The organism is Mycolicibacterium mageritense (assembly GCF_010727475.1).
Classification (GTDB): domain Bacteria; phylum Actinomycetota; class Actinomycetes; order Mycobacteriales; family Mycobacteriaceae; genus Mycobacterium; species Mycobacterium mageritense.
On record NZ_AP022567.1, the window covers coordinates 4,001,884 to 4,026,519 of the forward strand.

At 66.4% G+C, this 24,636-nt stretch carries 24 protein-coding genes and 1 pseudogene; 13 read left to right on the plus strand and 12 right to left on the minus strand.

The features are described from left to right. Positions 1-16 precede the first annotated feature (16 nt). The 8 genes from G6N67_RS19260 to G6N67_RS19295 all read right to left on the minus strand — a co-directional run bounded on the left by G6N67_RS19260 (position 17) and on the right by G6N67_RS19295 (position 10,278). Positions 17-1,237, minus strand: a complete 1,221-nt coding sequence (locus tag G6N67_RS19260; protein ID WP_051578867.1) for a PucR family transcriptional regulator — start codon at positions 1,235-1,237, stop codon at positions 17-19. A gap of 755 nt (positions 1,238-1,992) precedes the next feature. Next, entirely contained in the window at positions 1,993-2,364 is a 372-nt protein-coding gene (locus G6N67_RS39695) for a LysR family transcriptional regulator (RefSeq protein WP_051578499.1), read from the minus strand. Between the two features lie 71 nt (positions 2,365-2,435). Further along, positions 2,436-4,589, minus strand: coding sequence for a TniQ family protein (locus G6N67_RS19270; RefSeq protein ID WP_081812425.1), 2,154 nt, complete (start codon positions 4,587-4,589; stop codon positions 2,436-2,438). A 4-nt stretch (positions 4,590-4,593) separates the two neighbouring features. Then, positions 4,594-5,718, minus strand: coding sequence for an AAA family ATPase (locus G6N67_RS19275; RefSeq protein WP_051578497.1), 1,125 nt, complete (start codon positions 5,716-5,718; stop codon positions 4,594-4,596). After that, positions 5,718-7,865, minus strand: a complete 2,148-nt coding sequence (locus tag G6N67_RS19280; RefSeq protein WP_036429499.1) for a TnsB C-terminal domain-containing protein — start codon at positions 7,863-7,865, stop codon at positions 5,718-5,720. Before G6N67_RS19280 ends, G6N67_RS19275 begins: the two co-directional genes overlap by 1 nt. Beyond that, positions 7,862-8,596, minus strand: a complete 735-nt coding sequence (locus G6N67_RS19285) for a TnsA-like heteromeric transposase endonuclease subunit (protein WP_230021721.1) — start codon at positions 8,594-8,596, stop codon at positions 7,862-7,864. The genes G6N67_RS19280 and G6N67_RS19285 overlap by 4 nt, the downstream gene beginning before the upstream one ends. Before the next feature lie 542 nt (positions 8,597-9,138). Beyond that, the gene (locus G6N67_RS19290) at positions 9,139-9,612 is read right to left on the minus strand and encodes a hypothetical protein (RefSeq protein ID WP_131524572.1); all 474 of its coding nucleotides are present in this window, start codon (positions 9,610-9,612) and stop codon (positions 9,139-9,141) included. A 30-nt stretch (positions 9,613-9,642) separates the two neighbouring features. Then, on the minus strand, positions 9,643-10,278 hold the full coding sequence (locus tag G6N67_RS19295) for a TetR/AcrR family transcriptional regulator (RefSeq protein WP_036434589.1): 636 nt from the start codon (positions 10,276-10,278) through the stop codon (positions 9,643-9,645). A gap of 196 nt (positions 10,279-10,474) precedes the next feature. Here G6N67_RS19295 and G6N67_RS19300 point away from each other — a divergent pair, with 196 nt between their 5' ends. Next, positions 10,475-10,636 (plus strand): hypothetical protein, encoded by a 162-nt coding sequence (locus G6N67_RS19300; RefSeq protein ID WP_163642238.1) that lies wholly within the window; start codon positions 10,475-10,477, stop codon positions 10,634-10,636. After that, complete coding sequence (locus tag G6N67_RS19305; protein ID WP_036429498.1) at positions 10,620-11,042, plus strand: hypothetical protein; 423 nt, start codon at positions 10,620-10,622, stop codon at positions 11,040-11,042. Before G6N67_RS19300 ends, G6N67_RS19305 begins: the two co-directional genes overlap by 17 nt. Before the next feature lie 161 nt (positions 11,043-11,203). Here G6N67_RS19305 and G6N67_RS19310 read toward each other — a convergent pair whose 3' ends face one another. Together G6N67_RS19310 and G6N67_RS19315 are read right to left on the minus strand one after the other, a co-directional pair. Further along, positions 11,204-11,923 carry a GAF and ANTAR domain-containing protein gene (locus tag G6N67_RS19310; protein WP_036429497.1) on the minus strand — a complete coding sequence of 240 codons (720 nt, stop codon included), beginning with the start codon at positions 11,921-11,923 and terminating at the stop codon, positions 11,204-11,206. 99 nt (positions 11,924-12,022) lie between these two features. Further along, the gene (locus G6N67_RS19315) at positions 12,023-12,409 is read right to left on the minus strand and encodes a MerR family transcriptional regulator (protein WP_036434587.1); all 387 of its coding nucleotides are present in this window, start codon (positions 12,407-12,409) and stop codon (positions 12,023-12,025) included. A 151-nt stretch (positions 12,410-12,560) separates the two neighbouring features. Here G6N67_RS19315 and G6N67_RS19320 point away from each other — a divergent pair, with 151 nt between their 5' ends. From G6N67_RS19320 to G6N67_RS19330, 3 genes are all read left to right on the plus strand, one after another. Beyond that, positions 12,561-12,974, plus strand: coding sequence for an Hsp20/alpha crystallin family protein (locus G6N67_RS19320; RefSeq protein ID WP_036429495.1), 414 nt, complete (start codon positions 12,561-12,563; stop codon positions 12,972-12,974). A gap of 661 nt (positions 12,975-13,635) precedes the next feature. Beyond that, the gene (locus G6N67_RS19325; protein ID WP_407663287.1) at positions 13,636-14,085 is read left to right on the plus strand and encodes a J domain-containing protein; all 450 of its coding nucleotides are present in this window, start codon (positions 13,636-13,638) and stop codon (positions 14,083-14,085) included. A 62-nt stretch (positions 14,086-14,147) separates the two neighbouring features. Further along, positions 14,148-14,885: a proteasome activator gene (locus G6N67_RS19330; RefSeq protein ID WP_051578493.1), complete on the plus strand. Its 738-nt coding sequence runs from the start codon at positions 14,148-14,150 to the stop codon at positions 14,883-14,885. Positions 14,886-15,263: 378 nt separating this feature from the next. Here the strand turns inward: G6N67_RS19330 and G6N67_RS19335 are convergent, their stop codons facing one another. Continuing rightward, positions 15,264-15,632: a helix-turn-helix domain-containing protein gene (locus tag G6N67_RS19335; protein WP_051578492.1), complete on the minus strand. Its 369-nt coding sequence runs from the start codon at positions 15,630-15,632 to the stop codon at positions 15,264-15,266. A gap of 743 nt (positions 15,633-16,375) precedes the next feature. Between G6N67_RS19335 and G6N67_RS19340 the strand changes: the two genes are divergently transcribed. Next, positions 16,376-16,867, plus strand: coding sequence for an ATP-binding protein (locus tag G6N67_RS19340; protein ID WP_051578491.1), 492 nt, complete (start codon positions 16,376-16,378; stop codon positions 16,865-16,867). 181 nt (positions 16,868-17,048) lie between these two features. Here the strand turns inward: G6N67_RS19340 and G6N67_RS19345 are convergent. Further along, a pseudogene (locus tag G6N67_RS19345) lies at positions 17,049-17,180 on the minus strand (nitroreductase family deazaflavin-dependent oxidoreductase); the annotation flags it as partial. A gap of 88 nt (positions 17,181-17,268) precedes the next feature. On the opposite strand from G6N67_RS19345, the gene G6N67_RS19350 reads away from it, so the two are divergent. The 7 genes from G6N67_RS19350 to ccsB are packed head-to-tail and all read left to right on the plus strand — an operon-like array spanning position 17,269 to position 24,620. Further along, entirely contained in the window at positions 17,269-18,657 is a 1,389-nt protein-coding gene (locus G6N67_RS19350; protein WP_036434577.1) for a cytochrome P450, read from the plus strand. A 31-nt stretch (positions 18,658-18,688) separates the two neighbouring features. After that, a complete protein-coding gene (gene hemL, locus G6N67_RS19355) occupies positions 18,689-19,987 on the plus strand; it encodes a glutamate-1-semialdehyde 2,1-aminomutase (RefSeq protein ID WP_036429493.1) in 1,299 nt (432 codons plus the stop codon). Between the two features lie 38 nt (positions 19,988-20,025). Next, positions 20,026-20,613 (plus strand): histidine phosphatase family protein, encoded by a 588-nt coding sequence (locus tag G6N67_RS19360; protein ID WP_036434575.1) that lies wholly within the window; start codon positions 20,026-20,028, stop codon positions 20,611-20,613. Continuing rightward, entirely contained in the window at positions 20,613-21,209 is a 597-nt protein-coding gene (locus G6N67_RS19365) for a TlpA disulfide reductase family protein (RefSeq protein WP_036429492.1), read from the plus strand. Before G6N67_RS19360 ends, G6N67_RS19365 begins: the two co-directional genes overlap by 1 nt. Beyond that, positions 21,206-21,991 (plus strand): cytochrome c biogenesis CcdA family protein, encoded by a 786-nt coding sequence (locus G6N67_RS19370; RefSeq protein ID WP_036429490.1) that lies wholly within the window; start codon positions 21,206-21,208, stop codon positions 21,989-21,991. The genes G6N67_RS19365 and G6N67_RS19370 overlap by 4 nt, the downstream gene beginning before the upstream one ends. Further along, a complete protein-coding gene (gene resB, locus G6N67_RS19375; RefSeq protein ID WP_081812422.1) occupies positions 21,991-23,625 on the plus strand; it encodes a cytochrome c biogenesis protein ResB in 1,635 nt (544 codons plus the stop codon). The genes G6N67_RS19370 and resB overlap by 1 nt, the downstream gene beginning before the upstream one ends. Continuing rightward, positions 23,622-24,620: a c-type cytochrome biogenesis protein CcsB gene (gene ccsB / locus G6N67_RS19380; protein ID WP_036429487.1), complete on the plus strand. Its 999-nt coding sequence runs from the start codon at positions 23,622-23,624 to the stop codon at positions 24,618-24,620. Before resB ends, ccsB begins: the two co-directional genes overlap by 4 nt. Positions 24,621-24,636 lie beyond the last annotated feature (16 nt).

Here is a 24,636-nt window from a genome sequence, read left to right on the forward strand (position 1 = left end):
GCGGCATCGCCAGACCTCAGTCGCGCAGCTGCACAAGCATCAACGCCGCCACCACACTCGCAGCGTTCTCGGCGAGCGGCACCGGAAGGAGCTGATCGGCCCGAGCCAGCCGCCGCTCGACGGTGTTGCGGTGCGTGAACAGCCGCTCCGCTGCGGCGGAGCCATTGAACCGCTCACGCACGTAAGTCAGGACCGTCTCCCGCAATACGGGGTCAGCAGTAGCAAGATCGCCGAGTGTGTCGTTCACGAACTGATCGGCCTGCGCCATGTCCGCGGTGAGCACTGACACCAGAGCGACGTCCTCATACCGCACGACGGGCCGCGCCGATCCCAGCCGGGCGAGCATCCGCTGCGCGGCCGCGGCGTCCAGATGACTGCGGCGAAATCCATCGAGATCGCGCCCGGTTCGCCCGAGGGCCACGCGGATCCCTGGGCAGACAGATAGGGCAGCCTCAACCGCCTCGACCGACGGGACACCATCCGCCGGGAACCACACCCACAGCGCGGTGGCACTCGCATTCAGGGTGAGCCGGCGCTGCACTCCGCACACCCGCATCACCGCTTCTGCGGCGGAGTCCAGTCCCTCGGCCGCGTCGGCGGAGTCGCTCCAGATGATCACGCTGAGGTGGCTGCCCGTCAGCGCGTACCCGAGGCGGGATTCTGCACGTGCGCGAGCGATCGGCGCCCCCTCGAGCAGCAGTTGCACGGTGGCATGCCGCTCCGCGCTGGCGCCCCGGGCGAGGTCCGCACGCTCCTGCTCGACGTACTCATCCAGTGCCGTCATCGAATCGTCGATGAACGTCGCCATCGACCGCTCGGACACCTTCATGAGATCCCGGAGCTCCTCGACATCTGTCGTCGCCGCGAAGCACGCATCCACCCACAGGTCCCACGCGCCGTGCTGAGCGCCCCGCCACGAACCGAGATCGTGCATGTCCATTCCCCGGCGCACCAGGTCACGCGCAAACTGCAGGACCTCGGGTTCGACACAGGGCGCGACCGCTGCCCCCGGGTCCTGCAAATTGGCCGACAGCCAATGCAACAGGTACGCCTTGCTCATGTGACGGTCAGCCGCCGCAAGCTGAGGATCCTCAAGCAACGCACGATAGGCGGCACCCTGGTGGGCGGCGGCGATCACGGAATTGACCGCCTCATTCGTCGACGCCAGCAGACGTGCAGCGACGTCCCTGATCAGCGCCGCGGTTCGCTGATCAGGTCGCGGCCATCGTGCATCCACGCTCGCACTGTAGCGCCGCACGGACACAGTCGCCCCAAGCCCGGCGGTCGTCATGAATCGCGCCGGACGTCAGCGTTGTTGACTTTCGCACCTAAAGAGTTCGGTGCGCCCAGGCCGACTGCGGAATTGAGCGACCGTCGCCAACGCGATCACCACGAGCACGACGGTGTTAATAGCCCATGGTGACTGCTACCCGACACCTTGGATACGGGACCTGGCGTCGTCCGAGGAGGCGGTTCGGCTCGTGGATAGGTTCTCAATTTCGGCTGCACCGTCCCGCACCTCTGACCTGGATGTTTGTGCGTGGTCTCACCTCAACGGCATCGCGGTTTGTCGGCGTCGCCTGAAAACTAACCCCGTGTCGGGTCAATTTTCAACCGACGTTGACAGCACATTTCGCTCGCGCACCGCAACCCGAAGCTCGGCACGCACCCGTCGCCCGGCGCACCTCTGAGGAGTTGTCGGCTGGTTAGTCGCGGCCGCGCGTGGTGTGTGCGGCCATTCAATGTCAGTACGACTTAGATTGAAACAATGACCGCAAGTCGCGATGGGCTGCTCCGCCCGATCGACAGCATGCCCGACGACCAAGTGGATACTCTACTCGCGGACGCATGTCGGCTGTCCCGCGCAGCTCAAGCTACGCCGCGACGGACCTGGCCCCCGAAGTTTGTAGGCATGATCAAGGATGGCCCTGGCGTCGGATCGTCGCCGGAGTACACCGACTCGGTGTTAAGTCGGGGATTCGGCCGCGAACGTTAGTCGGACGTCTGCCTGAGGGATCTCAGCACCTGGATTCCATCGTCGGTGAGCTGCATTGCGCATCCATTCTCTGGACGAACGAGCAGTTGCACACCGAGTTCGCTTTCTAGGTACTTGATTCGGTTGATGAGGCTGATCGGGCGGACGCCAAGTTCTTGCGCGGCAACGGTAAGTGTCCGGTAACGCGCAGCACACGCGAATAGCTGCAGACGCTGCCATGTGCGGGTTCCGACGAGCGTGGAGTCGTGTTCCAGGGCGCTAGGGACATCGCGCTGGGCGGCGAGGCTTGCGCTGTGGCTCGGTCCACCTCGCCCGCGCAAGGGGATAGCGTGCGTCTTTGCCCAGCGGGCCATGCTGCTGGTGCTCATCCCGGCCTCACGTGCGAGGTCTGGGAGAGCGCGGCGTCCGGTGACGTACTGCTCGTAGAGCCAGTCGCGGTCTACCGGGTTTCTGGTGTGCCGGCAGGGTTGCCGCAGAGGGACACCTCATAGTCGTGGGCGAGGCGGGTGATCGTCTGACGGCTGACTCCGATGTCGACGGCTATGTCGTACAAGGACATTCGCTGATCGTGATAGAGCTCGATGAGGCGGGAGCGGGGGAGCGCGGCCCGCGCGGTGCAATATGCGGATGCGCGAGTCGGCGCGGCGTGGTCGACGCCCGTCGCGGACGAACTGGCGACGGCTGCTACCTGTAGGACGTGTCGCGCCGTGTCGAGGCTGGTGCCAACGAGTTTGGCAGCAGTGCCCAGCGTCATCTGTTCGCCGTTCACCAGATTGCGTAGTTCAGCGGCATCCAGGTCGTCGGGACTAGGTCCAGGTAGGAGAAGGCCATCAAAGACGTTGGCCGGTGGAGACCACACCGGCGGTTCGCCCGTAATATCCATGTGGGATAGGAATTCCTGCGCATGCTCGTAGAGCGCAGCTGACAGTGCTGGGGTGAGGTGCTGCGGAAAGTTGGCAACCCTGGTGCGGAATGCGCTGTCATCGGCACCCCACGGTGCCGCCGCTGAGGGCAGTCCGCTGAGTTGTTCGAAAAGGTAACTGCGGGCGATCTTGGCCCGAGCGGTCCCCGCGCCAGGGGTGCCGGTGTCGCGACAGATCTGTGCCCACGTCATGTCCGGTAGTAGCTGGCTGTAGTTGAGGCGTCGGCGCAGATGGTAGTCGATGGGTACGTTTTCGGTGGCCAGGTATTCGGCCATTCGGATGATTCCGGCTCGAATGTTGGGCCAGTGCTCGCGGTCTTCGAGGAGCTGGAGCACGCGCGATATCGCCTGGCCGTTGATGGGGCTGTCGACTATTCGCGCCGAGTCGTCCAGACTGAGCCTGCTGTGGACGAGTAGAAGCGCAACGGCCAGCGTGGGCCGTAGTTGGCGTTGATGGCATTTCGGAATCGAGAATCGCAACGACCAGGCCGGCCACAGCATGGGCGGCAGTCGTTTGGCCAGGATGTTGCTGTGTACGTCGGAGGGCGCGGGATGCGTCGGCATCGGTGTGCCGATGCGGTAACGCAGTTGGTCGCTGGGGTTGAGTAGAGGTCCCAGCGCGGCGAGTTGGGCTCCGACGAGTGCGGCGGAGATGCCCTTTCCCCAACCAATGTTCGTTGCTGTCACAGACAATCCCTGGTCGCGCGAGGATTGCACCAACCAGCGCAGCGCCTCCCCGGCGTCGGCGACACTCACGTGATCAAGCACGTTCAGCGCGGCGACCACGCCGACCGCCGCACTTGCAGCGGGCGTCGGCACCGCCTGTCTCGGGTCGCGGCTGGGTCCGCGTGGGGAGGAAGGCCGGCGGATCGGGCCACGGTAGACGGCGAGCAGGTCAGCGGGGATGACGGCTTCGAGATCGCGTGGTGTGGCATAAGCCAACACGCGTCCGGCGACGGCCCGAATGTCTGCGAGGACGCTGGCCCGTGGCTGGGTGTGCGCGTTGTAGAGACCGAATCCTGGTGTCGCCGTGGCGATAATGGCATTGATGGTTCGTTGCGCCTCTATCACGGGGTGTTCGATTCTGAAGATGGAGACCCTCGCGTGTGAGAGGTCGGCCCCGCACCGTTTGGGCGAGCGACCGAGCGCTGACGTTGCCGGGTTGGAGCAACGTCCTGGTTGGGGGATGGTCTCTTTGATATGTGCCCGCCCACGCTGCACACCGCCGCATTCTGGGCAGGCATGCGCGAGCAAGCAATGATGCTTGATGCAAACGAATGTCCAGCCCAGCCGCCAATCGAGGTTCCATCTCCCACCGGTCTCTTCTAAGCACGCCGGGCAAAAACCCGATCCGGTCGGTGTGCTCCACGGCAGGTACCGTTCTGCGACATACAACCGTCGATCGATATGCACGGCATCATCGGCGTAGCGGTGCAGCGTCATGCGATTGAGCGTGGCCGATGAAACGCCCGTCACTGCGCTGACCGTCTCGATCTCGGTGGAACTCAGCCCTACCATCCACCATGCTGCGGTTGTCTGCGGGTGTGTAGCGAGGCCGACCGCCTGAAGAAGGTCGCCGAATGCCGTGTGCGTGCGATGCGCAAGCGCTTCGAGCCAGGAATCGAGGGCTTCACCATCAATCGGGTTGACGCGGATCGGCAAGGTACGCAAACGGTTACCCTGCCTTACCGATTCGAGTCGTCAACCGCCGCGCCTGAAATGCGATCTCCAGTTCCTGACGGGCTTTCTCCGACGCCGCATCGTTCTTGACGCGATCCATCAATTCGCGGGAAAGGACTTCAGCCCCGGTCCGAACGGCGCGTTGACAGCCCCGATTGATCAACGTCATGAGCGATCCGATATGCCCGGTGCTACGCGCAAACAGGTAGTCCGAAAGCTCGTCGACGAGCATGCCGGGATGGTGGTCGGCCAGCACGATCCGCTGTTCCAGGGCGAGCAGGAGTTGGCGCCACTGGCGGCGACCTTCGTCCCCTTCGATGGTGAACGGCCTCATGTCGAGGTTTGTTGTCCGCCTACCGGTTTGAGCGATTACGGCGTCTTCGTAGAAATGGCCTTCGGAGAACAGGCCGCGAGCTGCCAGACCGACGCCGACGAAGATCAGGGTGACGGGAAACTCGTTGGCGATGTATTTGAAATGGTTGCTGATCTCCACCCCGACTGTGTTGCGCCAGCGGAGAAAGTGCAGATCATCGATTATGAGCAACTTGGTCTCGCAGCTCAGGACGTTGTCCAATGCTCGATAGGCGTAGTCAGCTGCCTTGCCCCGTGTGACTCCCGGATGGGCGTAAAAGCCGAGCATCGCCTTATTGAATTCGACCATCCCAGTATTGCCGGTCAACCCCACTCGGCACACCGGCCAACGCTCGTGGCCCGCATTGGTTTCGGTTCCCTGCTCGTTGATTTCGCGACGATGGAACTTCTTGGCGAAATCCAGCACCGAAGTGGTCTTCCCGAGTCCAGGAAAGGCATCGATCGCCACCGCGCCTTTGGCTTTGTCGCCGTCCTGGGCGTTGCTGTCGACGATGTCCCACAGGTCCTCATGCAGCGCGGCAAGCTGCGGCGTTTTGATCGGGCCAAGATTGGCGTGCCACTCGCGGCGCTGCCGGTTGTAGTCGTCGAAGGCCGCTTCGCCCAGCGCCTCAAGCCGGGTGCGGGTCAGTGGCTCCGGTGGGATACGAGCGGCGGTGTTTACGAATCGCTGCCAGCCCTCCTTTCGGGCCAACGTGAGATTGTCCAGCCGGGCTTCGGTCTGCTGCTGCGCGTGATTCTTCGTGGCCATCACGCGTCCTCCAGCGCGTCGGCGTAGAAGTCGCTGACATAGTCGTCGAGTTCGTCCTCGGCGTCGTCATCACCGGTCTCCGGATCGGGTACATCGGGCGTGTCCGGTTCCTCATCGGCGGGAGGATCGGCTGTCGCCATCACGCGGGCTACTGACGGCAGGGTGCCAACGTCGTTCAGCACAGCACTCTGGTCGATCAGTGTGTCTTCGCGGGACAGCCGCAGCGCCATCCGCCGTTCCGCCAGCGTGGAGCCCAACCCGAGGTTCCACCGCTCCAACAGATCGGTGACCGCAAGTCGATCATCGGGGTAGGTGTACTTTGAAGCGGCTAGCTTACGTGCGAATTGCAGCGCATCCTGGCTCAGCGGCATCTCCATCGACGGTGCGTGCTCCCACATCAACGTGTGCCACTTGCGGGTCTCCGGATCGCGGAAGTAGGCGCGGGTGACGTCATCGGGGTCGTAGTGAATAGGCCAGCCCCCCTTGGCTTTTCCCTTATACGGGCTGGCCACATTGCGGTAAGGGCTCAATGACATGCCGTTGTACCGGCGACCACCCAAATCCACCCCGTAGTGCTGCACCTTGCGGAACTCGGCTTTCAGGAACTCGTACGCCAAATCGGGATCACGTGGCGCCTCGATGTAGCCGGCGCGAGCAATGCCGTGTTCAAACATCTGTGCCGGGGACATACGTAGCCCTGGCACATGCGGATCGACGAGACTGTCATGCGGTCGGCGGTGATACTCCACTGCCACCCACTCGCGGATGATCGCTTCCAACTCGTCAAGATAGAAGAACGCCTCCGACTCCGGGTCGAGCCCTCGCGAGTGAATATCTGGACCCTTGTATCCGGGGAGGATTTGGAGCAGGTCTTCGCGAATCGTGCGAAAGAATCTCTCCACTGGCCCTTTGTCTCGGCCTGTCCGTAGTCGGGCCGGCTGGATCGAAATCCCGAGCCGCTGACAGACACTCGTCATATGCTCAGACACGTAAATCTTGCCGTGATCGATCACCACGGTCTCGGGCACGATCGCCGGGCCCGCTGCGCCGACGAACGTGCCGTCAACTGCCTGCACGTCAACCAGAACGGACCTCGGCACACCATGTTCGGGCCACACCGCATGCGTCGGCCAGTTCTTGCCGGCTGGCCGTGGCCGATAAGACTGATACAGGACTGCGGCCGCATCCACTGACTTCGTCGACACCGGTGTCAACCGAATCCCGGTGACGCAGCGGGTATACCAGTCCATACCGATCGTCAACTCCGCCTGCACCCACCGCAACGTAATCGGATCCATCGCAAAGACGTCCAGGCGCGTGGTGTCCATCAGCATGTACTCGCCGGGCCTGGTCGGGCGGAGCTTCCCGTACAACCCGTCTGGACGGTCCGCGATGTCGCGGTTGCGTTTCGTACTCAACCGGAAGGTCGGGTACCGCTTTTCTAGCTCGGCAAGAACACGAAATGCTGTTGCACGCGAAGGGACTTCAACGACCCCTTCGCCAAAACGAGCGACAATCCGCGCGTTGGTTCGCTTGATGACCATCGTTTGCGACGGCCGGGATTGGTCTGCGTGCTCGACCATCACCTCAACTGCCATCTCTGTCCACCGAGAGTCGACGTTCGCACCCGGGCCAGCACCCGCGCGATCGTGCGTCGGCGCAAGTCCCGCCTCACCGCTCTTCTGGAATTGCTGCACCCAACGCTCGATCGAGCGCACCCCAGCACCAAGCTCACGCGCTTTGCTCGCGTAACGTCTCGACAGCGGGACATCGCCTCGGTACTCCGACCGCGGCTCCCCGGGGAGCGCCAATTCCTTACTACCCGAACGGAACCCAGTCAGCACCTCACGGACGTGCGCCGCTCGGTCGATCACCTCGTTACGCTCAGCGCCGCTCAGCTGAGCAAGAACAACCCCGGCCGGCTCGAAGTCGTCATCACCTGACGGCCCGTCCCGTTCGGGGATAACTCGCGTGGCGCCAGACGTGAGGAGTTCGTTGAAGCTGGCACGGATGAGGGCTTGCTTCGATGTACATTTCAACACGACGTCCATGCCCGTCCGGCCAGCGTGGATCTCAACGATCTCCACCAGCTCCCCGTCGTGCACAAGTCGCGTGCCCACACCGATTCGAACCGCAGCTGAACTCATGCCCGTCTCCTCAGTTCCGTTCGTCCGCTAAGCGGCGCGCTCAGATCTATCAGCAGCTCTTGGCGCCAAATGAGGTGCAGCAGGCTCGATTTGACGTGTTGGATCGGTTCATCCGGCAGACACTTGAGCGCATCTGCGAGTACCAGGCCGTCCAGATCCTTCCCCCGCACTCGTGTCAGGAGCTCCGACCGGAATAGCCAATCGCGCCGGTATCCCGATAGGAAGCGGACATTCTGCAGTTCCGCAGCGATGGGCTCGGCCGCCACCTCGTAACGCCAGCCTTTCGCCTCAACCAGCTCGCGGGTCCACTCGAACGTGAAGGCCACCTCGGGATCGGCCAGACGACGGGCTGGCTTCACGTCCACGACAACAGGGCCGATATTCGTGACCAATAGAAAGTCTGGGACGTGCTTGCGTGGCTTGCGGTCGACCGACGCTCGTAGCAGAAATGGTTGGGCGACGATGTTCTGCACACTCGTATCAAAGTCGGCAAATAGCAAGCGCGCCAACTCAAGTCGCGATTCGTAGATGACGTGGTTACCGATGGTGCTCGACCAGTAGGTACCCGAGTAGTGCTTCTGTCCGCGGTGCCACCGAAAGGTCCGCCACGGCGCCGCATTGGCAAGTTCGTCGATCCCTGCCGCAGTCCACTCTCGTGCCACTTCACTCAGGTCGTCTGCACGTCGGTATGAGACAGAGACACTCGACGCCTTGTCTCCACTGCGGCCCATGGCGATCACCTCGGCCCTGCAATCGGATCAGACTGCTTTGGTGACCTGATCGTGACATGGCTGTCGGCGCAGACATCGGATTGAACAACCCGCGTGTCTCACCAATTTGGCGGATCCGCCATCACTCCGCCATCATCCGTGAGATCCCGCCACGTTCCGTGAGAACCTACAACATCGCGCAATGCATGATCGGGATCCTAGAGGTGAGGAAAAGTGTGGGGCCCGGCCCACATTCGCTGTCAACCGCGCGGCTTACCTCGAAGGAGACTTGCCGCACCACCTTGTGGACTGGCCACACCGACACCGGGCGACCAGACATGCCAACACTGTGTTTACCCTGCTCAACCTACACCTCACCTCGATCAACCTCCATCTGTTGCGGAGGGGCGGCGTCGAGGACCACCGCGGCATGCCGTACGGTCATGCCGGTTCGATTGAAAAGGGCTTCGTGTCGTTGGATGCCGCGAAAATGGTTGGTGCAGTGATGCATTCGTTGGAAGTGGAGCCGGAATCAGACGCTGCGGTGCCGCGCAGGGGCAGGTTCAGGTTGTCGGCGTCGGGTGGGCGTCGCCGCGGTCGGTGATCTCAAGGTCGGGATCGGTGACGCGCGCATCAACACCATAGGCCTCGCGGTACTTCAGGCCGAGCACGACCAGTCGCATCCAGATCACCGGATCGGTGTCGCGGCCCACGACTCGTTTGCCGAACGCCTCGCCTGTCAGCATGAACTGGATGCGGGAGGCGCCGTTCTCGTCGACCGCGTCGGCCACGAGCGCGGTCGGCCCGGGCTTGATCCGATACTGGGCGGCGCACTTCCGTTCGCCGTGTGGGGCCGCCGCGGTCCCGTCGACGGTATAGCCAGGATGATCAGTTCGGCGAGCACGGCCGGCGGAGCCGCGCCCCAGAGTTGGGCCATCGTTATGGTCGCTGCCGGCGTCGACCATAACGTGAAGCAGATCATCGATCCGGGCCACTGCGCAGCGGTGGCCAGTCGGGTTGGCGGCCGCCGGCGGCATCGAAAGACATGGTTCGACGATATGCGGTCCTCACCGTGTGGCGGACCGCCCACTCTGAGCTGACAGCAACCGCTCGAACGCGTCGGCCACGTGGCCGGGATCCTGGTGCGGAGCGATATGGCCGGCCGACAAGGCCATCCCGAGCAGCGCGGCCAACAGCATCTCGACCACAGTGGCAGTGTCGGTGTCGGAGGACAGCTCACCGGTGTCGGAGGCCTCAGTGAGCGCCCAGGAGAGGAACCGCCGGCAGGCGGCCACCGGGTCGTGCTCGGCATCGACGAGTTCGGGGTGGCGTCGCGACTCGATCGCCGCGGTCACCAGGAACGCCGCGCCGGACCGGTCGGACGACCCGGCGCCGACGACCGCAGCAAAGAACGTCGACAGCCGCGCCGTCACCGTGGACTGCTCACGGGCCTGGGTCGCGGCCTCGATCACCGCGGTGGTCGTCTGGGCGACGACTGCCCGATACAGCGTCGACTTGCCGCCGAAATGATGGTTCACAGCCGGCCTGGTCACATCGGAGCGCACCGCGACCACGGTAAAAGTGGCCGCGTCATAACCGAGTTCGTTGAACACCTCACGGGCTGCTCGAATGATCCGTGCCCGGGTCTCGGCTGCGCTCGGCGACGCCCGCCGCCCCGGACGGCGCGGCGCGGGAGTGGCCATCACCGCATTGTGCCACACCGCCCGCCGCGCACCGGTTGCTGACGCCACCGATCCGCCACCGGGCTGCAGCAAAGGCGGATCAGCCCGGTCCGCGGGTCGGACCAAGTCCACCCTCACGCGGGAGCGCCAGCGGTCTGTCCCGGGGGGCTGGCCATCCTGAGGTGCGCTCCGCATCGCGAGAGCGATCATGGGTGGTGTGGGTGAGGTGGGCTCGGTCGAGGTGGCGCGCTCCGTGAAGCCGCGCCGTAGCTGGGTCCGCGTGGGGCTGGTGGCCGGTGTGGCGGTCGCCGCGACCGTGGCGATGATCGTGATGACGGCCGGTCTGCTTCCGCCGCAGCGCGGTGCTGCGGCTGCGTAACGCGTTACCGCCCGGCGAAGAATTCGCCAGCATCAACCGGGTCTCGCGCTGGCCCGCCGATTGGGTTGCTGCGGTGTGTGAACCGCCGCTGTATCGGCTGCGTATCCCCTATTCGCGGCTGCCGCATGCGACCGCGGCCGCGGTGTGCCGGGCCCGGGTTACGCCCGACGGTGACGTGGTCCATGTCCTCGTTGCGCGATTTCCCGCGGAATTGCCCATGCAGGTTGATCTGGTCAACGACGGCTACCAGTGGTACGCGTTCACCGTCGAGGACGACGAGATGGTGGTCTTTGCGACCTTTGCCGGGATGGTAGCGGCGGACCACACCACCAGCGTCGGTGAGCCGCCAGCGCTGCGGCCGTTGAAGCGCTTCGGCTTTACCATCTACTCATCCCCGGGACCATAGCCACCGCGGTGTCGCAAACCCGGCGTTTCCCAGAGAGTTCGCCTGGCTGGCGGATCGTCGGTAGGGGTGGGCGTCGTTGTCGCCGAAGTCTTTTGGTCACCCCGCATACCTGGCCGGTGCGGGATCGACCGGGCCGGTGGCGGCCCATCCGACATCCAGGGTTATGGGCGGTGGTGTTGTTGGACGATGGTGCGGGCCACCTCGGCGAGTTTGATGTTCATCCGTTGGGAGGTGCGCCGCAGCAGGTCGAACGCCTCGTCTTCGGTGAGATGGTGCAGCACCATGAGCATGCCGATGGCTTTGCCGATCTCGCGGTTGCTCACCAGGGCGGTGCGCAGCTGGCCCACGTCTTCACCGGCGGCGGCGGCATTGACGGCGACACTGGCGAACGCGACCAACACGATCGCGCGGTCGACCGCGGTGGTGTCGAAGGCGCCGCGGGTGTCGCTGAACAGGTTCAGCGCCCCCACCTTGCGGTCGGCGACGCGCAACCGGAACCCCATCGCCGCGCGGACCGGGGTTTCGGCGACCACCCGGGCGGCCAACCGGGGCCAGTGCTGCGCGGCGGCCAGGTCGGACTCCACCTGCGCGGCTTCCTCTTCGATGGCATCCAGACACGGCCCGTCACCGGTGGCCTTCTCCAACGCGTCGACCTGGCGGGCGACGTCGTCGGTGGCGGCCACGGTGACGTAGCGGTCCTTGCGTTTGAGCAGGATGCTGGCGTGATCGCAGCCGGGCACCATCAGCGTCGCGGCCCGGCAGATCGTGGCATAGATCTGGGAGACATCGGAGCCTTGGTAGACGATGTCGGCCAGCGCGGTGAAGACGGTGGGCGGTTCGGCCGCGGTGACCGATGCGGCGCTGTGTGGTTGTTCGGTCACCCTGTAATCCTCCTCGGCCCGGTCGCACCTGGTGTGGCGACGTCGACACTGTCGCGCACGGGCCGCACAGGGGACGGTGTCGAGGCGACCAGGGCGAGTCTAGTGCGGCGTCGCACCCCGCGACCGTCGTCGCGCACCATTGGTCGCGCTGGCTGCGTCGATGTCCGGCTCGTCGGCGCGCAGCCGGGAGTTCTCGGCTTCGAGGTGGCTGTTGTGGAAAGCGAGTTCGGTGTTGCGGTCCTGCAGGTGCAGGATCTGCAGGATGCCGGCGATGTTCACCCCTTCCCCGACCAGGTCGCTGATACGCCGCAGGCGCTCCAGGTCATCGTCGCTGTAGCGGCGGGTGCCGCCGTCGGTGCGGGCCGGGGCGAGTAGCCCGCGTCGCTCGTAGAGCCGCAGGGTCTGCGGATCGATCCCGCTGAGCTCGGCGGCCACCGAGATGCCGTACACCCCGCGCGCCGACCGCGACACCGGACCATCCGACACTGACTGCTCCTTTTCGCCGAACTCGTTCAGTTGCATCCTTGCACAAATCTGTGACCGGTGCTATAAGAAAATCTATAACAGAGAACACAGATCTCTGTCCAGTGTTTTGAGTGGATTAGGAGAGAGAGAGAGAGAGGCAGACAATGTTGATGTGCGTACCGATCCGTTCCGCGACTTCGATCGCCTCGCCCAGCAGGTACTGGGCACCGCGGCACGCCCGGCGGTGATGCCGATGGACGCCTGGCGAGAAGGCGAGACGTTCGTCGTCGAGTTCGACCTTCCCGGAGTGGATCCTGATTCGCTGCAGCTCGATGTCGAGCGCAATGTGCTCACCGTGCGCGCCGAGCGCCCCGACCTCGATCCCGACCGGGAGACGGTGTCGGCCGAGCGGCCTCGGGGCGTGTTCAGCCGGCAGCTGTTCCTGGGTGAGACCCTCGACACCGACGCGATCGAAGCCAACTACAGCGGCGGGGTGCTGCGGTTGACCATCCCGGTGGCCGAAAAAGCCAAACCACGCCGCATCCAGATCGCCAGCAACACCGAGAAAACGGCGATCAACGCCTGAGGGCCGGACCCGCGAAGCTGCTGGGCCGGGGGCGCAGCATCCGGTGAAAGGAGGTGAGCGACATGGCGCCCGACATCCGACAGGACAGCAGCCTGCTTGATGAGGCGACGGCGATCGTGGAGGCCGAATGGATACGCCTACAACAGGACTGGGACCGTGAGCTCGCCGACCTGCTCGCCGAGACGCCCGCGCCCCGGCCCCGCCCACCGCGCGTCGGCACTGGCGTCATCGCACGCCGGCACCCTGGCCCCCCACGGGCCGTCAGCGGCCGCGGGTATCGGCCGCGGCGCCGGCCATCGGTGCCGGTGCGCGCCACCCAGCGCTCCCCTCCGGCACACCCGAATCGCGTGCCGAAACACAAGGTCGGGACAGGGAGGTGATGCCCTGAAGGCGATGTCCACAGCGGCCAACGACACGCGTGCCGCCCACACAGATCCCAATATCGCGTCCCGCCGCCGGCTCCCGGCATCGGAACCGGTCAGCGCACGCACCGCCACTCATGGTGGCACCATCCAACGTGGAACGTGCACGACGTAGTCGTCGCACACCCGGGCAGGGGCCGGCGGGTCTGCTCTCCAGTCTGCCGCCCTTGCCCGTCCCGCCACCGCCCGGCAGCGATCTCGCAACTGGAGCAGCTGCCCCGATAGTCCATCCCCGCGCGGTGGCTCCCGGTTCGCGCCCGCAAGCCCGGGAGTCACCGCTCGTGGTCTCGTCGGAGGTGCCGGACATCATGATGCGCCACAATCCCGACCCCTACCTGGTGCTGGGTGTGTCACCGACGGCGACCCAGGCCGAGATCACCCACGCCTACCGCACCCAGCTGCGCGCCCAGCACCCCGACACCCGCCGGACACCCGACGCGGCCACCGCCGACGAGGAACTCCGCAACCTGCTGGCCGCCTACGCCCTGCTGCGCGATCCCGCACGCCGCGCCGACTACGACCGCGCCACCGGCCGCGGCGCCCCACCAGAACCCGACCCGCCCGGCGCCGTTGCGGTCGCGGGGCCCAGCGCCGGCCCCGCCCAAATCCCGATCAGATTCCGCCACACCCCGCGTGCCGCCGGCGCGTCGCCGCCACTGCGGGCCGGCCCAGTGCGCCGCCACCGCTAGCCGCGATCGCCGACCACGCGGTGCGCACCCACCGAACACCACCATCGACCCTGGAGACGCCCATGAGTAGTGACACCGGCAGCAGGTCCGGTCGGCCCACCACCACGGGCACGACATCCCCGCCGGGCACCAAGATCATGCGCATCGCCACCACGGCCACCCAACTCCTCGACGAGATCCATGCCCACCCCCTCGACGCCGCCAGCCGCGACCGCCTCCGCGTGATCGACACCCACATCGTCGAGGAACTGCTCGCCGACCTCACCCCCGACCTCCGCCACGAACTGCAAACGCTCGCAGAACCTTTCACCGGCCACGCCGAGTACACCGACACCGAACTCCGGCTCGCCCACGCCCAACTGACCGGATGGCTGCACGGGCTCCTGCAGCCCCCCCACACCGGAGGCGCTGATCCTCACCCCGCCGCGTCCACTGCAGCGCCGGCACCCCAGACGCCCCCAGCCAGCGACCGAACCCCCACCGATGCGGTCGGCCCGTCCACGCGCCCGATCGACGCCGCGGCTCCGCGTCCGGACCGTCCTGCCAACCGCGCCGCACGGCGCACCCTGATCACCGCGATCACCAGACGCATCACCCAACAACGCCTCACCGCGGCGCAGGCCGCCGCCGCGCTCCATCTCACCGGACCCCAGATCACCCAGCTCTACCACGCCAACATCGACGCCTTCACCCTCGACGACCTGCTCGACCTGCTGCCCGCACTCGGACTCACCCTTCAGGTGACGCCCGAGCCCGACCCCGTAGACGAAACGCTCAGGGCCGCAGAGCTACCCGCATGACGACGTCGCCGACGGTGCCGACTGCCCGGCATCCGAATACCAGTGTTCACCCCACTCGTCGCTGGGAGAAGGGGCGGGTTGCGGACTCCCGTTACCTGTTCGAAAACATCGTCCATCTGGTGCTACCTTGACGACGCGATTGTTCTGTCATGCCCAGCGCCGCGGTTCGAATACCAACCGAAAGTCGCCTGGGCTCCGGAGCATTGCAAACCCCGCTCGCTAGCATTGGCAACAACCGGGGCGTCAGGGTATTTGAACTCCTCACCGGCGCAAGAGAACTCAGCTACCGCGAGCTCCACCGAGCGCGGACCATCGACACCCGCATCAGTTGTGCCGGTGAACGGCTCGCTGCCCAGCCTGCACGGCAAGTTGCGCGACTCAGGCCGGCGGCTCGTCCTCGGCCTGAGGATGGTGCAGTCGGTGGCGCAGCGCGGCGTTGGCGGCGTGGGCCTCGGCAAGTTGGTCTTCGAGGATGATGATGCGGCACGCTGCGTCCAACGCGGTGCCCTGATCGACGAGTTCGCGGGCGCGTGCCGCGATCCGCAGTTGGTGGCGGGAGTAGCGGCGGTGCCCGCCGGCTGAGCGTTGCGGAGCCAGGAGGTTCGCCTCATCGAGACTGCGCAGAAACGCCGGGGTCGTACCAAGGATTCGCGCGGCGCTACCCATGCTGTAAGCGGGGTAGTCCTCGTCGTCGAACTTGTCATTCGGATTCGGTTCGGTCGTCGAACCGTCGTGTTCTTGAACCACTACACCTTTCGAACAACCAACGGCAATGTGCCGCCGGTGGATGACCCCGGGCATTCCAGAATCGGCACGCCTACATGCCGTGTGGACGACCGTGCCCATCGGCGGGATCCGCCAGCCGTGGGTGCGGCCCACATCCGGGGCTACGCGGGAAAAAGGTCGGCGCCCCGGCTCGTACAAAGCTCAACCACCGAGGGGGACGCCGACCCTTGGGAGATCACCAGCATCTCCCGATACTGCTAGGGATAACTGCAGGATCGTGCCCGTACAGACGCTCACGGGACGATCCGACGGTAACTCCCTCCTTTCACTCTTCCCACCTTCACCGCGGCCCGAGGGGCCCGTGCTGCCTGTGCCCTCCCAACATCACCGCGGCTGCCACACCACATCACGGGCAGTTCCTCATCTCCCGTGCCAGTTAACCTCTGCTCTCAACGCGAACTACTCTAGCGAAGTCACTCATCAATGTCTATATCGGTCGCTGGAGATTTTCGAAGGGGTGTCACGTGCGGCTTCGCCGGGATGCCGGTCATTTGGGGGGCGTACCTCGCACGCCACCCTCGGTGCGACGACGCGGAACCTGCTGCACCGGGGCTGCATTGGCCCACTGGGTCGCATATTCCGTTCAGCAGCAATGATGCCCGCTTCGACGAGAACCGGAACCCGCGTGGAGGACGACCCGCTGCGGTTGACGGGTGAGGGCGACAGGTGTTGATCGACGCGATCGCGGGTATGAGCTTGACGTGATGGGAGCGTTCGAGCACTGCGACAACGATGAATTCGTGCTCGTGCTGCCTGCGACCGCAGCCAACGCCGCCGAAGTCCGACACCGACTCGCCGAATGGCTCCACACCCGCGCGATGCCGACATCGACCATCGCCGACGTCGTGCTCGCCGTCTATGAGGCCTGTGCGAACTGTGTCGAACATGCCTACCAGGACGTCGCCGCGGGGCCCATGCGCATCAACGCCACGCCAACACCAGAGGGAGTGGTCGTGCGGGTAACCGACTACGGAACCTGGCAACCTCGAACCGCCAACCTGCGGGGTGGCCGCGGCATTGCACTGATGCGCACGATGAGTGACACGCTCACCTTGACACGCACCGCCAGCGAAACCACTGTGACCATGCAGTTTCGATGGGCCGAAGAATCAACCGCCCCGAGCAGCCAAGCGGGTGCTGATATAAACCCTCCGCACTCAGCAGCCGCGGAACCACCCCTTCAGGTATCCGGGTAGCCGAACTACGCTCCGAATTCGTTCTGCAACAAGAACATCGATCGCGATAACCGCAGACCCCCCTTCCATCGTTGGTAGGACGCCTGTACGAAGGCCGGAGTCCGTCGACGCGTGCAATGTCAGTACCGAGATATCCCGCCGATGCCCTATTCGGACGCTTCGAATAACGCCAGTTACCAATTCGGTACGGCTGCCCGGACTTGCGGCCGACGTGCTCGAGGATTCCGAAGGTCGGCGCCCACCCGGCCCAGAGTCGCTGGATCGGGTTGGTGACGTGGCGGTTGAAGCGGGCCAGCCACTGCGGTAATTGCATGGTTCCCATCCAACCCGCGCCGCCCGACATCCGCGAGGGTCAATCTGTCGTGGACCGGTCTCACCCCGACCCGCTACAACTGTTGGTGATGAACACCGCAGCGAATACCTCGGATGTCGGCGCGCTGCCGCTTGCGCCGCGCAATCCGCTGTCGATCAGACAGTTGGCGAACGCGGTGCGGGAGCTCGACACCGGGCAGGAGCTGATCCGGGCCGCAGGCGGTCCGGTCACGCGCGTGCAGCTGGGGCCCAAGTGGCTGGTGCCGCCACTCGTGGCGGTGTTCTCCCCGGACGGCATCCGCGACGTGCTCGGCCGTAACGACGCGTTCGCCGAGCGGTGCATCGTGCACGACGAGGTGCGCCACGCGGCGGGTGACAGCCTGTTCGTGCTGCCCAACGAGCAGTGGCGGCCGCGGAAGCGGGCGTTGCAACCCGTGTTCACCAAGCAGAACGTGCGGGCCTTCGGTGGTCACATGTCGCGCGCTGCTCAGGCCGCGGTGGACAGCTGGGGTGACGGCGGGGAGATCGACCTCGATGCCGAATGCCGCAAGGTGACCATGCAGTCGCTGGGCCGCTCGGTGTTGGGAATCGACCTCAACGAGCGTGCGGGCGTCATCGTCGACCACATGCACGTCGCGTCGTCGTACACGACCGACCGTGCGCTGCGGCCGGTTCGCGCGCCCCGGTGGCTGCCGACGCCCGCGCGGGCCCGCGCCCGTGCCGCGGTGGCGGCGATGCGGCAGGTGACCACCGAGATCTTGATGGCCTGCCGTGCCGATCCGGGGCGGGATGCGCCACTGGTGCAGGCTCTGATCGCCGCCACCGACCCGGAGACCGGACGGCCGCTGTCCGACGAGGACATCAGCAACGACCTGCTGATCTTCATGCTGGCCGGACACGACACGACCGCGACGGCGCTCACGTACGCGTTGTGGCAGCTGGGGCGGCACCCCGAGATCCAGGACCGGGTGGCGGCCGAGGCCCGCGCGATCGGGGACCGCGAGCTCACGCCCGCGGATGTCCCGGCGCTCGGTTACACCGTCCAGGTGCTGCACGAGGCGCTGCGGCTGTGCCCGCCGGCCGCCGGTGTCGGACGGCTCGCGCTGCGTGACATCGCCGTGGGCGGATACCGGGTCGAGGCGGGCAGCCTGGTCGCATTGGGCATCTACGCCGTGCATCACGATCCGCACATCTGGCCGAATCCGCAGGTCTTCGACCCCGACCGGTTCACCCCGGAGAACTCGGGACGGCGCGACCGGTGGCATTTCATCCCGTTCGCGGGCGGTGCGCGCGCGTGCATCGGCGAGCATTTCGCCCGGCTGGAGACCACGCTGGCGCTGGCCACCATCGTGCGGTCCACCGAGGTCGTCGCGACCCGCGCCGAGTTTCCGGTCGAGGTGCCGTTCACCACCGTGGCAAAAGGACCGATCCCGGCCACGGTGCGGGTTCGAGGCCATACCACTACACCCTGTAGTTGACGGGTTTGCGCCGACTGGGACACTGGTGGCCATGCCTGTCACCCAGCGGTCGGCTCAACTGTTCGCCGACGCCTGCGCCGTCATCCCCGGCGGAGTGAACTCCCCGGTTCGGGCTTTCAACTCGGTCGGCGGTACGCCCCGGTTCATCACCTCGGCCGACGGCTACTGGCTCACCGACGCCGACGGGAACCGCTACGTCGACCTCGTCTGCTCGTGGGGCCCGGCGCTGCTCGGCCACGCCCACCCGGCGGTCGTCCAGGCCGTGCAGAAGGTCGCCGCGGACGGGCTGTCGTTCGGCGCGCCGACGCCGTCGGAGACCGAGCTGGCCGCCGAGATCATCGGCCGGGTGGCCCCGGTCGAGCGGCTGCGGCTGGTCAACTCGGGCACCGAGGCCACCATGAGCGCAATCCGCCTGGCCCGCGGCTACACCGGGCGGGCCAAGCTCATCAAGTTCTCGGGCTGCTACCACGGCCACAGCGACGCGCTGCTGGCCGACGCCGGTTCCGGCGTCGCGACCTTGGGCCTGCCGTCCTCGCCGGGCGTTACCGGCGCAGCCGCGGCCGACACCATCGTGCTGCCGTACAACAACGTCGAAGCCGTCGAAGACGTGTTCAGGCGGTTCGGCGACGAGATCGCGTGCGTCATCAGCGAGGCCAGCCCAGGCAACATGGGCACGGTGCCGCCGCAGCCGGGTTTCAACGCCGCGCTGCGCCGCATCACCGCCGCGCACGGTGCGCTGCTGATCCTCGACGAGGTGATGACGGGGTTCAGGGTCAGCAAGGCCGGTTGGTACGGCCTGGATCCCGTCGACGCCGACCTGTTCACGTTCGGCAAGGTCATGAGCGGCGGCCTGCCCGCCGCGGCGTTCGGCGGCAGTGCCGAGGTGATGGGGCGGCTGGCCCCGCTCGGGCCCGTCTACCAGGCCGGCACGCTGTCGGGGAACCCCGTGGCGATGGCCGCCGGGTTGGCGACGCTGCGCAATGCCGACGACGCGGCCTACGCCCGGGTCGACGCGAACGCCGACCGGCTGGCGGCGCTGCTGACCTCGGCGCTGACCGAGGCGAGCGTGGCGCACCGCGTGCAGCGTGCCGGGAACATGCTCAGCGTGTTCTTCACCGACGAACCGGTACATGACTTCGCGGCCGCGAAGGCCACGCAGACCTGGCGCTTCCCACCGTTCTTCCACGCGCTGCTGGAGGCCGGCGTGTACCCGCCGTGCAGCGCATTCGAAACCTGGTTTGTCTCAAGTGTTTTGGACGACGCGGCGTTCGAGCGCATCGCCGCCGCGCTGCCCGGCGCGGCCCGCGCCGCCGCGGAGGCCCGACCGTGACCGAAAGCGCATCGACAGTGCGGACGACCGTGCACGTCATGCGGCACGGCGAGGTGTTCAACCCCGAGAAGGTGCTCTACGGGCGGCTGCCCGGCTACCACCTGTCGGACCGGGGCAGGCGGCAGGCACAGGCCGCGGCCGACTGGTTGGCAGGCCACGACATCGTCTACGTGGTGGCCTCGCCGCTCGAACGGGCGCAGGAAACCGCCAAGCCGATCGCGGACAGCCACGGCCTGTCCATCGACGTCGACGACGATCTCATCGAATCGTGGAACTCCTTCGAGGGCGAGCGCGTGGCCCCCGGCGACGGGGCCTTGCGCGATCCGAGGAACTGGCCGCGGCTGCGCAATCCGATGAAGCCCTCGTGGGGTGAGCCCTATTCGGAGATCGCGCCCCGCATGATGGCTGCGCTCAACCGGGCTCGGGAGAAGGCCGCGGGGCACGAGGCCGTGTGTGTGAGCCATCAGCTCCCGGTGGAGACGCTGCGTCGTGCGATGACGGGGCGCAAGCTGCCGCACCTGCCGCTGCCGCACAGCCGGCTGTGCAACCTGGCCTCCCTGACGTCGTTCACGTTCGACGGCGACCGCCTGGTCCGCTGGGGTTACACGGAGCCCTGGGGAATCTAGTGAAGTGGTTGGTCGCGCTGCTTGCGGCGGTGCTGTTGGTCTCCGGGTGCTCCACCGGTGACGACGCCGTCGCGCAGGGCGGCACGTTCGAGTTCGTCGCACCGGGCGGCAAGACCGACATCTTCTACGATCCGCCCGAAAAGCGGGGCACCCCAGGCAAACTGAGTGGGCCCGAGCTCACCGACCCCGACAAGACCATCTCGCTCGAGGATTTCGCGGGCAAGGTCGTGGTGATCAACGTGTGGGGCCAGTGGTGTGGGCCGTGCCGCGCGGAGATCAGCCAGCTGCAGCAGGTCTACGAAGAGACCCGGGACAAGGAAGTGGCGTTCCTCGGCATCGACGTGCGCGACAACAACCGTGACGCGGCAGTCGATTTCGTCACCGACCGCAAGGTCACCTTCCCGTCCATCTACGACCCCGCCATGCGCACCATGATCGCGTTCGGCGGCAAGTACCCCACGACGGTCATCCCGTCGACCGTGGTGCTCGACCGTGAGCACCGGGTGGCCGCGGTGTTCCTGCGGGAGCTGCTGGCCGAGGATCTGCGGCCGGTCGTCGAGCGGCTGGCGGCCGAACCCGAGGTGCCGTCGCAGTGACCGGATTCGCCGAGATCGCCGCGGCCGGGCCGGTACTGCTGGCGCTGGGTGTCAGCGTGCTGGCCGGCCTGGTGTCGTTCGCGTCGCCGTGCGTCGTACCGCTGGTGCCCGGCTACCTGTCGTACCTGGCCGCGGTGGTCGGCGTCACCGACGACGTCACGGCAGAGCAGCCCGGACGGGTCGCACTCAAGTCGGCGCGCCTGCGCGTCGCGGGCGCGGCGGCGCTGTTCGTCGCGGGGTTCACCGTGGTGTTCCTGCTCGGCGCCGTGGCGGTGCTCGGCATGACCACCACACTGATCGCCAATCAGCTTCTGCTGCAACGCATCGGTGGGGTCGTCACGATCGTGATGGGTCTGGTGTTCGTCGGGTTCATCCCGGCGCTGCAGCGGCAGGCCCGGTTCACGCCGCGCCAACTGTCCACGCTCGGCGGCGCGCCGCTGCTCGGTGCCGTGTTCGCGTTGGGCTGGACCCCGTGCCTCGGGCCGACGCTGACCGGGGTGATCGCGGTGGCGTCGGCGACCGACGGCGCCAGCGTGGCCCGCGGCGTCGCGCTGGTGCTGGCGTACTGCCTGGGCCTCGGCATCCCGTTCGTGGTGCTGGCACTCGGATCGGCGCGGGCCGTGCAGGGCCTGGGCTGGCTGCGCAGGCACACGCGCGCCATCCAGATCTTCGGTGGCGTGCTGCTGATCCTGGTGGGCACGGCGCTGGTCACCGGACTCTGGAACGAGTTCGTGTCGTGGGTGCGCGACGCCTTCGTCAGCGACGTGAGGTTGCCGATCTGATGGTCACCTCTGACTCGCGAGCAGACACGCAGGTACCCCAGAACCCGCGTCCAGGGGTACCGGGGCGTGTGTTCGCGCTGATTCGGAACACCTGGCGAACGCTGACGTCGATGGGCACGGCGCTGGTGCTGCTGTTCCTGCTGGCGCTGGCAGCCATCCCGGGTGCCCTGCTGCCGCAGCGCAGCCTCAACGAATCGAAGGTCGACGAGTACCTCGCCGCGCATCCGGTCATCGGCCCGTGGCTCGACCGCGTGCAGGCCTTCGACGTGTTCTCCAGCTTCTGGTTCACCGCGATCTACGTGCTGCTGTTCATCTCGCTGGTCGGCTGCCTGACGCCGCGGCTGATCGAGCACGTCCGCAGCCTGCGCGCCGTGCCCGTGGCCGCGCCGCGCAACCTGACCCGACTACCCAAGCATCATCGCGAAGAAGTCGGCGCCGACCAGGACGAGCTCGCCGAGACCATGACGCGTCGCCTCAAGGGCTGGCGCACGGTCACCCGCACCCAGGACGGGGCCACAGAAATATCCGCGGAGAAGGGCTATCTGCGGGAGTTCGGCAACATCGTCTTCCACTTCTCGCTGCTCGGCCTGCTGGTCGCGGTCGCCGCGGGCAAACTGTTCGGCTACGAGGGCAACGTCATCGTCGTCGCCGACGGCGGCCCCGGGTTCTGTTCGGCGTCGCCCGCCGCGTTCGACTCGTTCCGGGCAGGCAACACGGTCGACGGCACCTCGTTGGACCCGATCTGCGTGCGGGTGCACGATTTCGACGCCCACTACCTGCCGACGGGCCAGGCGTTGTCGTTCGCCGCCGACATCGACTACCAGGCCGGGGAAAGCCTGGCCGGCGACACCTGGCAGCCGTACCGGCTCGAGGTCAACCATCCGTTGCGCATCGGCGGCAACCGGCTGTACCTGCAGGGCCACGGCTACGCGCCGTCGTTCACCGTGACGTTCCCGGACGGCAAGCAGCGCAGCCAGACCATCCAGTGGCGGCCCGAGGACCAGACCACGTTCCTGTCGTCGGGCGTCGTGCGCATCGACCCGCCCGGCGGCACCTATCCCGACGCCGACGAGCGGCGTAAGCATCAGATCGCGATCCAGGGCCTGTTCGCACCCACCGCGCAACTGGACGGCACCTTGCTGTCGTCGAGCTTCCCGGCCCTCAACGACCCTGCCGTCGCGGTCGACATCTATCGCGGCGACACCGGTCTGGACACCGGCAGGCCGCAGTCACTTTTCACGCTGGATCCCCGGCTCATCGAACAGAACCGGCTGACCAAGGTGGCGCGGGTCAACCTGACCCAGGGCCAGGAGACCCGGCTCGACGACGGCACCACGGTCCGGTTCGACGGGGCCAAGCCGTTCATCAACCTGCAGGTGTCACACGACCCGGCGCAGATCTGGGTTCTGGTGTTCGCGATCTCGATGATGGCCGGGCTGCTGGTGTCGTTGGTGGTGCGGCGCCGTCGCGTCTGGATTCGGATCGCGCCTGTCCAGGCAGGTACCGTGAGCGTCGAGCTGGGTGGGCTGGCCCGCACCGACAACTCCGGGTGGGGTGACGAGTTCGAGCGGTTGACGGCCCGGCTGCTCGAAGGCTGTGACACGGCCGATGAAGCGAAGGCGGACCGCGCATGAATAGCGAACACATCGACATCGGGCTGGCCCGGTACTCCGACTGGGCGTTCACGTCCTCGGTGGTGGTGCTCGTGGGCGCCCTGCTGCTGTTGGCCGTCGAACTGGCCTACAGCCGCGGTCGCAAGGTCGATGAGCGCTCGCGCGAAGAGGAGATGGCTGGGGCATCCGTCCGAGTCGGCGCGACCGTCGGGGCCGAAAGTGCCACCCCGGGCGTCGTCCTCGAAGAACCCAAGCGGCCGTTCGACGAGCGCATCGGGCAGTCCGGTCTGGCGCTGGTCTACGTCGGTATCGGGTTGCTGCTGGTGTGCATCGTGCTGCGCGGCCTTGCCACCTCGCGGGTGCCGTGGGGCAACATGTACGAGTTCATCAACCTGACCTGCTTCTCGGGCCTGGTGGCCGGGGCTGTCGTGCTGCGCAAGGCGCAATACCGCACGTTGTGGGTTTTCGTGCTGGTGCCGGTGCTGATCCTGCTGACGGTTTCGGGCCGCTGGCTCTACACCAATGCCGCGCCGGTGATGCCTGCGTTGCAAAGCTATTGGCTGCCGATCCACGTCTCGGTCGTGAGCCTCGGCTCGGGCGTCTTCCTGGTTGCCGGCGTGGCCAGCATCCTGTTCCTGTTGAAGATGTCGCCGCTGGCCGACCGTGACAATGCGGTGGGCCGCATGATCCAGCGGCTGCCGGACGGCCGCACGCTCGACCGCATCGCTTATCGGACGACGATCTTCGCGTTCCCCGTGTTCGGGTTCGGCGTGATCTTCGGCGCAATCTGGGCCGAGGAGGCGTGGGGCCGCTACTGGGGCTGGGATCCGAAGGAAACCGTGTCGTTCATCGCGTGGGTGGTCTACGCCGCGTACCTGCACGCGCGGTCCACGGCCGGCTGGCGCGATCGCAAGGCGGCCTGGATCAACGTGATCGGCTTTGTCGCGATGGTCTTCAACCTGTTCTTCATCAACCTGGTCACGGTCGGTCTGCACTCGTACGCCGGCGTCGGCTAGGGCAGCTCGGACCGCC